The organism is Ensifer adhaerens (assembly GCF_013283195.1).
In the GTDB taxonomy this organism is placed as follows: Bacteria; Pseudomonadota; Alphaproteobacteria; order Rhizobiales; family Rhizobiaceae; genus Ensifer; species Ensifer adhaerens_G.
On record NZ_JABEKT010000006.1, the window covers coordinates 167,841 to 180,385 of the forward strand.

9 protein-coding genes and 1 pseudogene are annotated in these 12,545 nt (G+C 61.6%); 7 read left to right on the forward strand and 3 right to left on the reverse strand.

The features are described from left to right. Positions 1–122: 122 nt before the first annotated feature. A complete protein-coding gene (locus LPJGGPFB_RS32160) occupies positions 123–2,489 on the forward strand; it encodes a bifunctional diguanylate cyclase/phosphodiesterase (RefSeq protein WP_173423968.1) in 2,367 nt (788 codons plus the stop codon). Positions 2,490–2,561: 72 nt separating this feature from the next. Here LPJGGPFB_RS32160 and iolG read toward each other — a convergent pair whose 3' ends face one another. Then, positions 2,562–3,554 carry an inositol 2-dehydrogenase gene (iolG, locus tag LPJGGPFB_RS32165; protein ID WP_173423969.1) on the reverse strand — a complete coding sequence of 331 codons (993 nt, stop codon included), beginning with the start codon at positions 3,552–3,554 and terminating at the stop codon, positions 2,562–2,564. Between the two features lie 355 nt (positions 3,555–3,909). Between iolG and LPJGGPFB_RS32170 the strand changes: the two genes are divergently transcribed. Further along, the gene (locus LPJGGPFB_RS32170) at positions 3,910–4,164 is read left to right on the forward strand and encodes a hypothetical protein (RefSeq protein ID WP_234903171.1); all 255 of its coding nucleotides are present in this window, start codon (positions 3,910–3,912) and stop codon (positions 4,162–4,164) included. A gap of 7 nt (positions 4,165–4,171) precedes the next feature. Here the strand turns inward: LPJGGPFB_RS32170 and LPJGGPFB_RS32175 are convergent, their stop codons facing one another. Next, complete coding sequence (locus LPJGGPFB_RS32175; protein ID WP_173423970.1) at positions 4,172–4,612, reverse strand: hypothetical protein; 441 nt, start codon at positions 4,610–4,612, stop codon at positions 4,172–4,174. A 90-nt stretch (positions 4,613–4,702) separates the two neighbouring features. After that, positions 4,703–5,686 carry a LysR family transcriptional regulator gene (locus LPJGGPFB_RS32180; protein WP_173423971.1) on the reverse strand — a complete coding sequence of 328 codons (984 nt, stop codon included), beginning with the start codon at positions 5,684–5,686 and terminating at the stop codon, positions 4,703–4,705. Between the two features lie 277 nt (positions 5,687–5,963). Between LPJGGPFB_RS32180 and chvE the strand changes: the two genes are divergently transcribed. The 5 genes and pseudogenes from chvE to LPJGGPFB_RS32205 form a co-directional block, all read left to right on the forward strand. Beyond that, positions 5,964–7,031 carry a multiple monosaccharide ABC transporter substrate-binding protein gene (gene chvE / locus LPJGGPFB_RS32185; protein WP_173423972.1) on the forward strand — a complete coding sequence of 356 codons (1,068 nt, stop codon included), beginning with the start codon at positions 5,964–5,966 and terminating at the stop codon, positions 7,029–7,031. A 97-nt stretch (positions 7,032–7,128) separates the two neighbouring features. Next, positions 7,129–8,664: a multiple monosaccharide ABC transporter ATP-binding protein gene (mmsA, locus tag LPJGGPFB_RS32190; protein WP_173423973.1), complete on the forward strand. Its 1,536-nt coding sequence runs from the start codon at positions 7,129–7,131 to the stop codon at positions 8,662–8,664. Then, positions 8,664–9,872 carry a multiple monosaccharide ABC transporter permease gene (mmsB, locus tag LPJGGPFB_RS32195; protein ID WP_173423974.1) on the forward strand — a complete coding sequence of 403 codons (1,209 nt, stop codon included), beginning with the start codon at positions 8,664–8,666 and terminating at the stop codon, positions 9,870–9,872. Before mmsA ends, mmsB begins: the two co-directional genes overlap by 1 nt. Before the next feature lie 169 nt (positions 9,873–10,041). After that, positions 10,042–11,037, forward strand: coding sequence for an AraD1 family protein (gene araD1, locus LPJGGPFB_RS32200; protein WP_173423975.1), 996 nt, complete (start codon positions 10,042–10,044; stop codon positions 11,035–11,037). 74 nt (positions 11,038–11,111) lie between these two features. Next, positions 11,112–12,545: pseudogene (locus LPJGGPFB_RS32205) on the forward strand (aldehyde dehydrogenase family protein); the annotation flags it as partial.

Here is a 12,545-nt window from a genome sequence, read left to right on the forward strand (position 1 = left end):
GCGTGAGGCGCGGGTTGAGACAACCATTCTTGGGGTTGTATCAAGGGCGAACAAGCACGCTAATGCAATTTACGGTTATTTAGCAACTCCTTGTCAATGTGGTGTTGACGCGGGAGACGATCATGTTTTCAGTGATTGCATGCATACGCGATGACCACGATTGGCGTCTGGTGCTGGTGGCTGCCGTGGTTTGCCTGGCCGGCTGTGTGGCTACCATGCTGTTGCTGCTGCGTGCCCAGCGAAGTGAAGGCAACCAGCGCGATCTCTGGGTCGCCGCCAGTGGTGTTGCCTGCGGCATCGGCGTCTGGGCCACCCATTTCATTGCCATGCTTGCCTATGATGGCGGGATGACGGTTTCCTACGGCGCCTCCGGGACAGCGCTCTCGATTGCGGTCGCCGTCGCGGCTGCCTGGGTCGCGTTCACGGTCGGGCTCGGTGCACGCTCGCATTACGCGCTTGCGTCAAGCGGCGTCATCCTGGGTGTCGGCATCGCCGCCATGCACTATACCGGCATGCAGGCGCTCGAGATGCCCGGTCACATCGTCTACGACACCAGATTCACAGCCTTCGCCATCGTTGCCGGTACCTTGCTGGCATCAGCAGCGCTTCATGCCTTTCATGTGTTGCGCAATGTCCGCCGGCTGGTGGTTTCGACACTGCTGCTCGTCATCGCCATCTGCGTCCTCCATTTCACGTCGATGAGCGGCGTGACGCTGGTGCCGGCGCCGGATATCCCGGCAACCGATGTCATCCATCCCGCCTGGCTTGCCGGTGGGGTCATCGCTGCCTCGACGATGCTGATCATCCTGGCCTTCGGCGCGGTGTTCGTCGACCGCCATCTGACAGACCTGCGCGGCCTTGCCAATGCGTCGCTGGAAGGCATGGCCATCGTGCATGAAGGCCGCATCATCGACGCGAATGAACGCTTCGCACGCTTGGCGGGCTGCAAGGTTCCCGAGCTTGTCGCCAGAGATCCCGCAGACATTTTCGCCTTCGGCAAGGAAGGGCTGGAGGGCCATCATCGCGGCGACGGCCCGGGGGAGGTCGACCTGGTCGATGTGGCCGGGCAGTCCGTTCCTGTCGAGTTCACGTGCCGGACGATCGAATATCGCGGGCGCGAATGCGAGGTGATCTTCGTGCGCGATCTGAGCGCGCGCAAGGAAGCAGAACGCACCATCGAGCATCTGGCGCACCACGATGCCCTGACCGATCTTCCCAACCGCGGTTTCTTCGACCTTCGCCTTGGCCAGGCCATGGCGGCGGCGGCGGCGAAGGACGAGCACCTCGCCATCCTCTGCCTCGACCTTGATCGGTTCAAGGCGGTCAACGACATCTTCGGCCACGGCGAAGGTGATCGCATCCTCAAGAAGGTTGCCGACATCCTGCGCAAGGCGGTCGGCGAGGGGGATACCGTCGCCCGGCTGGGCGGTGACGAGTTTGCCATCCTTCAGGTCGGGGGCGAGCAACCGGAGGCCGCCCGTCACCTGACTGACCGCATCCTGACGTTTTTTGCCGCGGAGATGGATACGAACCGCGATCCGACCGCCGTTGGCGTCAGCATCGGTGCCGCGATCTACCCGATCGACGGCGACACCGCCGACCGACTGCGCAACAACGCCGATACCGCTCTCTACCGCGCCAAACAATCCGGCAAGGGGATTGCCTGCTTCTTCGATACGGAGATGGACGAAGCCGTGCGCACCCGCCGGCAGATTGAAAACGACTTGCGTCACGCCGTGCTTCGGCGGCAACTCTTCCTTGAATATCAACCCATTGTCGATCTGCGTGGCGACCGGGTTCTGGGCTATGAAGCGCTGTTGCGCTGGATGCACCCCGAGCGTGGCCTGATCAGTCCCGATGTCTTCATCCCCATTGCCGAGCAAAGCGGTTCGATCATCCAGATCGGCGAATGGGTGCTGGAGCAGGCCTGCAGGGAGGCGGCGAAATGGAACGAGCCCTTGCCGGTGTCGGTCAATATCTCGCCGGTGCAGTTCCTGCTTCCCAATCTGTTCGACCAGATCTTCGGCATCCTGCGGCGCACGGGGTTGGAGCCGCGCAGGCTGGAGCTGGAGATCACCGAGGCTGCGCTTCTGCACAATCGCGAAGATGTCCTTGCCACCCTCGGACGGCTGCGCATCCACGGGGTTCACATCGTCATGGACGACTTCGGAACCGGGCATTCCTCCCTCAGCAACCTGCAGACCTTCCCGTTCGACAAGCTGAAGATCGATTGCAGCTTTACGGCCCTGATAGACAAGGACCCTTCAGCGCACGCCATCGTCAGGGCGATCATCGCGCTTGGTAACAGCCTCAACCTGCCTGTCGTGACCGAGGGCGTGGAAACGGAGCGGCAAAGACAGATCCTGGTCGAAGAAGGCTGCCTGCAGGTCCAGGGGTTTCTGACCGGCAGGCCCGGAGTTGCGCCCAGCACCGGGCAGGAGGAACAGGCGCGCGAGTGGGCGACTGAGGCGCTGCGCGCCGACGGTTGAAGCGGTAGCCCGGAAATGCAAACGGCCGAGCGCAATGCGCCCGGCCGTTCGATTCTGGGGCTTGCCTGCGCCTTAACCGACGCTGATCTGGCGCTTTTCCACGACCGACTTTACCGCCGCATCGGCAAGTGCAAGCGCCGCGAGGCCATCCTTGCCCGAAGGGGTGATTTCGGTGCCCTTTTCGATCGCGGAGATGAAGCTTTCGATCTCATTGGCATAGGCTTCGGTATAGCGGGTCATGAAGAAGTCATGCAGCGGCGGGCGGGTGTAACCGTCGCCATTGGCGATCTCGATCGAAACCGGGCGCTGGTTCTCAGCCGAGACGACGCCCTTGGAGCCATGAACCTCGATGCGCTGGTCATAACCGTAGGTGGCGCGGCGCGAGTTGGAGATGATCGCCTGCTTGCCGGATGCGGTCTGCAGGATGACCGATACGCTGTCGTAGTCGCCGGCTTCGCCGATTGCCTTGTCGACGAGCACGGCTGCGGTCGCCGTGACCGATACCGGCTCTTCACCCAGCAGGAAGCGCGCCATGTCGAAGTCGTGGATGGTCATGTCGCGGAAGATGCCGCCAGAGCGCTTGATGTAATCGACCGGCGGCGCGCCGGGGTCGCGCGAGGTGATCGTCACCATCTCGACATCGCCAATCTTGCCGGCGTCGATGGCCTTGCGAACGGCCATGAAATGCGGGTCGAAGCGACGGTTGAAGCCAACCATCAGCTTGCCCTTCGTCTCGGCCACCACCTTCATGCAGGCCCGGACGCGATCGACGTCGAGATCAATGGGCTTTTCGCAGAAGATTGCCTTGCCGGCGCGGGCGAAACGCTCGATCAGGTCGGCATGGGTGTCGGTCGGCGTGCAGATGACGACGGCGTCGATGTCGGCCGACTTTTCGATCGCCTCGATGGTGCGGACTTCGCAGCCATAGGCCTTGGCAATGGCGTCGGCAGCCGCCGGGAAGGCATCGGCCACGGCGACGAGCACGGCATCGGGATTGCCGCTGACGGCCTTTGCGTGAACCTTGCCGATGCGTCCGGCGCCCAGAAGACCAAATCTCACTGTCATCTCTGTCTCTCTCGAAATCCGGTCCGTGACCGGGAAGGTGCGTGATGATCAGCGCTCATCGCGCAAAGGCGCCGCGGAAGGGCAATTCCACGAATCGGTTGCAAGGCGTCTGGCGGTACTGTTGCGCAAGCGGATGGCGCGCGCGTTCCTCTCCCTCGCTCGACCCTTTCCCCGTGCGGCGCGTCGCGCTGTCTGTTCGGAATGAAATGGCCGATGAAATTATTTTCGGAATTTTTATTCTATTTTGGTGGCGTTCGTCAAGGGCGTGCCGCGGCCGCGGGCTTGCGGCGGCGGGTGCATTTCCCCTACAAGACATCCTTTGCCGATCACAAGCGCATGACAGCCAGAGGACAGGATGATCAAACTCATCGACCCGGACCACGCCTTTTACCGTCCCTTGTGGCGCCGGATCCTGATTTTCCTGGTCTGCGCCGGATGGGCGGCGCTTGAATTCTATCACGATCAACCGTTCTTCAGCATCATTGCGCTCGCGATCGCCGCCTATGTCGGCTCTTCGCTGCTGCTCTTCTACAAGCCGACCGACAAGGTTGCAGGCGCCGAGAGTACTGCGTCAAAGGACGAAACGCCCAAGGCTGACAACGACGCGTGAGCGACAGTCAGGCCGCCTGCAACTGACGTGACGCTTCGTCAATCAGCATGTTGGCGAGTTTCATCCGCACCGTGGCATTGGCGCGATAGTCCTGCGGCAGGCGGTCGGGATGATTGGCCGCGGCAAAGATTCGTCGCTTGGCGGCAAGTGTTCCGAGCGTTTCCCGTTCGTCGAGGTCCAGTTCTTCGGCGACCTCTTCAAGACTGGTGCGATTGAGAAACGCCGGCATCGGCTCTGTCGGGGGAGGCTCGATGAAGGACGCGTCGAAATAGGCGCGCTCGACAGCGCTGTGCGCAGCCGACCCGTTCTCGTTGGCACCGGCAACGAACGGGGTTGCGCAAGACGGCGCGCGCGGCGTGGCGGCCAATGCCGTCGCTGCGGTCTCTCCTTCGTCCTCTTCCGTCTTCAGCCGTTCAAGCACGGACTGAAACACCGACATTCCAAACATGCAGCCCTCCGTTATCCCGGCGCAAAATGCCGGATGGAGATTATCCCAGGCTGATCAGTCCGTGTGATCATGCCGGGCTGATCAGTCAGGTCAGGCTCGCCCCTGCTTGAGAATGAGATCGTAAAGCAGCTTGGCGCTCGGCGGCAGAGCGCGTCCCTCGGCGGTGATCAACCCGTAGGGTTTGATGCGGATCGGGATCTCGGTCTTGAGGATGCGGATCTCGCCGGCTGGCGTGCCATTGTCGGCGATCAGGTTGGCGACGTCGAGCGCCACCGGGGCAATCGCGTTGGTATTGCGCACGATCGACAGTGTCAGGATGATCGAGGACGTGTTGATGACGGTTGCCGGCAGCCTTACGCCGGCAGAGATGAAACTGTCTTCGACCGCGCGCCGCAGCAGCGTACCCGGCGGCTGGAACACCCAGTCGTAGGCGGGGAGGTCCTCGGCATCGGCGACAGGTTTTTCGAGCAGCGGGTGGCCGTCGCGCACGATCAGGCAGACCTCTTCGTAGCCGATCTCGACCATGTTGAAGAGCCGCGGGTTGAGATCGTCCGGAATGCGCCCGACGACGAAGTCGTGGCGGGCGGCAAGCAGCTCGCGTGTCAGCACGTTGCTGTTTTCGATCTGTATGTTGATCTCGATGCCGGGATAGGCGGTGATAACCTGGCGGATCGCCGGTACGGCGAGGTTGAGTGCTGGTCCGGTCACCGAGCCGATCGACACCGAGCCGCCGCTGCCGGTCTTCAATTCATTGATTTCGCGTGAGGCCTCGCGCAGTTCCAGAAAGATCGTGCGCGCGCGGCGCGCCAGCGCCTGGCCGTAGCGGGTCAGTTCCACGCCGCGCGCGACTCGCTCGCAGATCGGCGCCTTCAGGATCGTCTCGATCTCCGCGAGCATGCGCGATGCGGCCGGCTGGGAGATGCCGAGGGTCTCTGCAGCCGCACTGATGCGACGATGATCGTCGATCGCCAGGATCAGCCGGAGGTGATTGATCTTCAGGCCCGAGCGAAACAGTCCGCTGTCGAACTGTTCGGCGGCAATCCCTGTCGCGCCTGGCTTTCCTTCCTTGATCATCGTAGGCAATCCAGTTTTCAGGATGTTTCAAAAATCACACTGTTTTTGATGATTATATCAATTATGGTATGCATGCAAAGCGATATTGTATTTGACAGTTATGGCTTTTGATTCCAGTTTTTCCTCATGTGCCAGTGCATGTGGGAGCATGCGGGCGGGGAGGTTTTCCTTCACCTTGATCCACCGCCGGAGACTAAGATCTCCGGGCCGGTGGATCGCTGCGCATAGACGGGGAGGCTGCGGGCCTGCCGGCTTCAACATTTTTGGGAGAGACCAGATGAAATTGATTACCTCGCTTCTCGCAGCGGCTGCGATATCCGTCGCGTCGTTTGCTGCACCCGCCTTCGCTCAGGACAAGGGCACGGTCGGCATCTCCATGCCGACAAAGACCTCGACCCGCTGGATCTCCGATGGCGAGACCATGGAGAAGCTGTTCAAGGAAGCAGGCTACACACCTGACCTGCAGTTCGCCGACGATGACATTCCGAACCAGCTCGCCCAGATCGAAAACATGGTGACCAAGGGCGCCAAGGTTCTCGTCATCGGCGCCATCGACGGCACGACGCTTTCCGACATCCTGCAGAAGGCCCACGACGCCGGCGTCAAGGTCATCGCCTATGACCGTCTGATCCGCGATTCGGGCAATGTCGACTACTACGCCACCTTCGACAACTTCCAGGTCGGCGTGCTGCAGGCAACCTCGCTGGTGCAGGGCCTGAAGCTCGACGGCGCGACCGAGCCGAAGAATGTCGAACTGTTCGGCGGTTCGCCCGACGATAACAACGCCTTCTTCTTCTACGATGGCGCAATGTCGGTTCTGCAGCCGCTGATCGACAGCAACAAGATCGTCGTCAAGTCCGGCCAGAAGGGCATGGACCAGGTCGGCACGCTGCGCTGGGACGGTGCCGTTGCCCAGGCTCGCATGGAGAACCTCTTGTCGTCGAACTACACCGACGCCAAGGTCGATGGCGTTCTGTCGCCCTATGATGGCCTGTCGATCGGCATCATCTCGGCGCTGAAGGGCGTCGGCTACGGCTCGGGCGACATGGCGATGCCTGCCGTTACCGGCCAGGACGCCGAGCTGCCTTCGGTCAAGTCGATCCTTGCCGGCGAGCAGTACTCGTCGGTCTTCAAGGACACGCGCGAACTCGCCAAGGTCACGGTCGGCATGGTCAACGCGATCATGGAAGGCAAGGAGCCTGAAGTGAACGACACCAAGACCTACGACAACGGCGTCAAGGTCGTTCCGTCCTACCTCCTGAAGCCGGTCGCCGTCGACAAGTCCAACATCAAGGACGTGATGGTTTCGTCCGGTTACTACACCGAAGATCAGATCAACAACTGATCAGGCCATGCATCGGGGTCCGCGATCCGTCGCGGGCCCTTTTATCCGGGTGAGGGAGCCTGTACTCTCTTGCCGACTGCCGCTGGAATGACTGAACATGGACAATATCATTCTCGAAATGCGTGGCATCACCAAGACGTTTCCGGGCGTCAAGGCGCTGGACAATGTCAGCTTCAAGGTTCGCGAAGGTGAGATCCACGCGCTGGTCGGTGAAAACGGCGCCGGCAAATCGACGCTGATGAAGGTCCTGAGCGGTGTTTATCCCGCTGGCACCTATGACGGCGAGATCTACTACGACGGCGAGCCGCGCCGCTTCTCGACCATCTCCGACAGCGAACATCTGGGCATCATCATCATCCACCAGGAGCTGGCACTGGTCCCGCTGCTGTCGATCGCCGAAAACATATTTCTCGGCAACGAGATCGCCACCAATGGCGTCATCCACTGGCCGCAGACGTTCGCACGCACACAGGAACTTCTGAAGAAGGTGGGCTTAAGCGAACCGCCGGCGACGCTGATCACCGATATCGGCGTCGGCAAGCAGCAGCTGGTCGAGATCGCCAAGGCGCTGTCGAAGAAGGTGCGGCTCCTGATCCTCGACGAGCCGACCGCCTCGCTCAACGAAAACGATTCCGACGCGCTCTTGAAGCTCCTGATGGAGTTTCGCACCCAGGGCATGACGTCGATCATCATCTCGCACAAGCTGAACGAGATCCGCAAGGTTGCCGACCAGATCACCATCCTGCGTGACGGCGGAACGGTCGAGACGCTCGACTGTCAGACCGAGGATATCGGCGAGGACCGGATCATCAAGGGCATGGTCGGCCGCGCCATGGAAGACCGCTATCCGCCGCGCGAGCCGAAGATTGGCGAGACGCTGCTGGAGGTGAAGAACTGGAACGTTTTCCACCAGCATCACCGCGACCGGCAGTTCCTGCACGACGTCAATTTCACCGTGCGCGCCGGCGAGGTCGTCGGCATTGCCGGATTGATGGGCGCAGGGCGCACCGAGACGGCGATGAGCATCTTCGGCAAGTCCTGGGGTCACAAGATCACCGGCGACGTGCTGATGCGCGGCAAGCCGGTCGATGTCAGCACCATCCCGCGCGCCATCGATGCCGGCCTTGCCTATGTCACCGAAGACCGCAAGCAGCTGGGTCTCGTGCTGATCAACAACATCAAGGAGAACACCACGCTCTCCAACCTGAAGGCCGTGGCGTCGAATGGCGTCATCGACGATCGCAAGGAGGTCAAGGTCGCCTCCGACTATCGTTCGAAGCTGCGCATCCGTTCGCACTCGATCTATCAGGAAACGGTCAATCTTTCCGGCGGCAACCAGCAAAAGGTGGTGCTGTCGAAGTGGCTGTTCACCAACCCGGAAGTCCTCATCCTCGACGAGCCGACACGCGGTATCGATATCGGCGCGAAGTATGAGATCTATACCATCATCAACCAGCTTGCAGCCGAGGGCAAAGGCATCCTGATGATCTCATCGGAGATGCCGGAACTGCTTGGAACCTGCGACCGCATCTACGTCATGAATGAGGGCCGCATCGTCGCCGAGCTTTCGAAGGCGGAAGCGAGCCAGGAATCCATCATGCGTGCCATCATGCGTTCAGGGGAGAAACACTAATGGTCGCCGATACGAGCAACCAAGCAAACAAACCCTCGATCGGGGACTATCTCAAGAACAACATCCGCGAATACGGCCTCCTGGTCGCGCTCGTGGTCATCATGCTGTTCTTCCAGTTCGTCACCAACGGCGTCCTGTTTCGCCCGGTCAACATCACCAATCTGGTGCTGCAGAACTCGTTCATCGTCATCATGGCGCTGGGCATGCTCCTGATCATCGTCGCCGGGCATATCGATCTTTCTGTCGGCTCCATCGTCGCCTTCATCGGGGCGATATCGGCGATCATGCTGGTGAAATGGGGCCTGCCGGCGATCGTCGTCATTCCCGCCTGTCTGATCGTTGGCGGCATCATGGGGGCGGCGCAGGGCTATTGGGTCGCCTATCAGAAGATTCCGTCGTTCATCGTCACGCTCGCCGGCATGCTTGTCTTCCGCGGGCTTACCTATGTGGTGCTCGGCGGCCGGCCGATCGGCCCGTTCCCGAAGGAATTCCAGCTGCTTTCGACCGGCTTCGTTCCGGATTTCCTCTACTTCCTCAACCCCAAGCCCGACCTGATCCAAAACATGGTGGCACTGGTGGCGGTGCTGGCTCTCGTCGGCTACGCCATCTATGCAGGCGTGCGCAATCGCCGGGTCAACGAGCAGCATGGCAGCGAAAACGAGCCTTTCGTCTTCTTTGCCATCCAGATGGCGGTCATCGCCGTCGTCGCGCTGTTCATCGGCTACCAGCTTTCGACCTATCGCGGCCTGCCCAACGTGCTCATCGCCATGGGCGTGCTGATTGCCCTCTACACCTTCGTCACCACGCGTTCGACGGTCGGCCGTCGCATCTATGCCATGGGCGGCAACGTCAAGGCAGCGAAACTCTCGGGCATCAATACCGAGCGACTGACCTTCTATACCTTCATCAACATGGGTGTTTTGGCAGCACTCGCCGGCATGATCATCACCGCACGGCTTAATTCGGCGACACCGAAGGCCGGCGTCGGCTTCGAACTCGACGTCATCGCGGCCTGCTTCATCGGCGGCGCGTCGGCCTCGGGCGGTGTCGGCAAGATCACAGGCGCGGTGATCGGCGCATTTATCATGGGTGTGATGAACAACGGCATGTCGATCATGGGCATCGGCATCGATTACCAGCAACTGATCAAGGGTCTGGTGCTGCTCGCTGCCGTGTTCTTCGACGTCTACAACAAGAACAAGGGCTGACGAGCGACCGAACAGCCCGGATCGAACCAGTAACAAGGAACCGGCGGCCTCGGCTGCCAAGGTTGACAGCGAAGCTGTCGGATTGGGCGGTGCGAGCCACCCGAAGGGCGGCGTTTTGCCTGAAATCAGGTGAGCGCAACGGCCGAACGATGCAAGGAAGGACAGGATCGTGCTGATTTCTCAAGTCAGAAACGAAGACGGATCGATAACGGTCGCCGTGCGTGCTGCGGGTGAAACTGCCCGTGCCGTCAACGGTGCAACGAGCGTCTATGCGCTGGCGATGGAAGCGGCCAATGCCGGGCGCAGCCTCAAGGATACGATCGAGGCCAAGGGCCTTGGCGTCTCGATCGATCTCGAAAAGGCCTATGCCGATGGACGTTTCTTGCCGCCGATCACCCATCCCGATCCGGCGCATCTGCATCTGACCGGCACGGGGCTGACACATCTGGGTTCGGCTGCAACCCGCGACGCCATGCACAAGAAGACCACCGAGACGGCAGTGGAGACGCTGACCGACTCCATGAAGATGTTCCGCATGGGGCTCGAAGGTGGCAAACCGAAGCCCGGCGAAATCGGTGCGCAGCCGGAATGGTTCTACAAGGGCAACGGCACCTCTGCCGTCGCGCCCGGCTCGGCGCTCGTCTCGCCTGCCTTTGCCGAGGACGGCGGCGAGGAGCCGGAGATGGCCGGCATCTACGTGATCTCCGACAAGGGCGTGCCGTTCCGCATCGGCTTTGCCGTTGCCAACGAGTTCTCCGACCACAAGACCGAGCGAGTCAACTATCTCTGGCTCGCCCACTCGAAGCTGCGTCAGGCAAGCTTCGGCCCTGAAATTCGCGTCGGTGCGGCGCCGGAGGATGTCAGGGGCACCTCGCGCATCCTGCGTGGCGGCAAAGTTCTTTGGGAAAAGCCGTTCCTTTCGGGCGAAGCCAACATGTCGCACAGCTTTGCCAACCTCGAACACCACCACTTCAAATACGGCTTGTTCCGCCAGCCCGGCGACGTCCACGTGCACATGTTCGGCACGGCGACGCTGTCCTTCGGTGATGGCATCCGCACTGAGGAGGGGGATGTCTTCGAGATCGAGGCTGCCGAGTTCGGTCTTGCCCTGCGCAACCCGCTGGCGATCGCCGGCGACGAGCAGGTCGCCATACATCAGCTCTGATATATCTGGTATGCCAGCGGCAGGCCGCCGAGCAGCGGCTGCCCGCGAAAACAAGATGAAGGAGGCTGAGGCCCATGACATTGCACCAGAACCTGATTGCCGGCGAGTGGGTTGGCGGTGATGGCGTTGCCAACATCAATCCGTCCGACACCAACGACGTGATCGGGGAGTACGCCCGCGCTTCGGAACATCAATCCGTCCGACACCAACGACGTGATCGGGGAGTACGCCCGCGCTTCGGCCGAGGATGCGAAGGCCGCGATTGCCGCGGCGAAAGCTGCGTTTCCGGCCTGGTCGCGCTCCGGCATTCTCGAGCGCCACGCCATCCTTCGAAAGACCGCCGACGAGATCCTGGCGCGCAAGGACGAGCTCGGCCGGCTTCTGTCGCGCGAAGAGGGCAAGACGCTGGCCGAAGGCATCGGCGAGACCGTGCGTGCCGGCCAGATCTTCGACTTCTTCGCCGGCGAGGCGCTGAGGCTGGCCGGCGAGGTCATCCCCTCGGTGCGACCAAACATCGGCGTCGAAATCACCCGCGAACCTGTCGGCGTCGTCGGCATCATTACGCCCTGGAACTTCCCGATCGCCATTCCCGCCTGGAAGATCGCGCCGGCGCTCTGCTATGGCAACACCATCGTCTTCAAGCCGGCCGAACTGGTGCCCGGCTGCTCATGGGCAATCGTCGACATCCTCGTGCGCGCCGGCCTGCCGAAGGGCGTCTTGAACCTGGTCATGGGCAAGGGCTCGGTCGTCGGTCAGGCGATGCTCGACAGCCCCGACGTCCAGGCGATCACCTTTACCGGCTCGACCGGGACCGGCAAACGCGTCGCGCTCGCCTCGGTCGAGCACAATCGCAAGTACCAGCTGGAGATGGGCGGCAAGAACCCCTTCGTGGTGCTCGACGATGCCGATCTTACCGTCGCCGTCGAAGCTGCCGTCAACTCCGCCTTCTTCTCCACCGGCCAGCGCTGCACCGCGTCGTCGCGGGTGATCGTGACTGAAGGCATCCATGACCGCTTCGTTCAGGCGATGGGCGAGCGCATGAAGGGTCTGGTTATCGACGATGCCTTGAAGGCCGGCACGCATATCGGCCCGGTGGTCGACCAGAGCCAGCTCAACCAGGACACCGACTATATCGCCATCGGCAAACAGGAAGGCGCGAAACTCGCCTTCGGCGGCGAACTCCTGAAGCGCGACACGCCCGGCTTCTACCTGCAGCCGGCGCTGTTTACCGAGGCGACCAACCAGATGCGCATCAGCCAAGAAGAGATCTTCGGACCGGTCGCTTCGGTGATCCGGGTGAAGAACTATGACGAGGCGCTTGCCGTTGCCAACGACACGCCGTTCGGCCTGTCGTCGGGCATCGCCACCACCAGCCTGAAACACGCGACGCATTTCAAGCGCAATGCCGAGGCCGGCATGGTGATGGTCAACCTGCCGACCGCCGGCGTCGATTTCCACGTGCCCTTCGGCGGCCGCAAGGGCTCCTCCCATGGCTCGCGCGAGCAGGG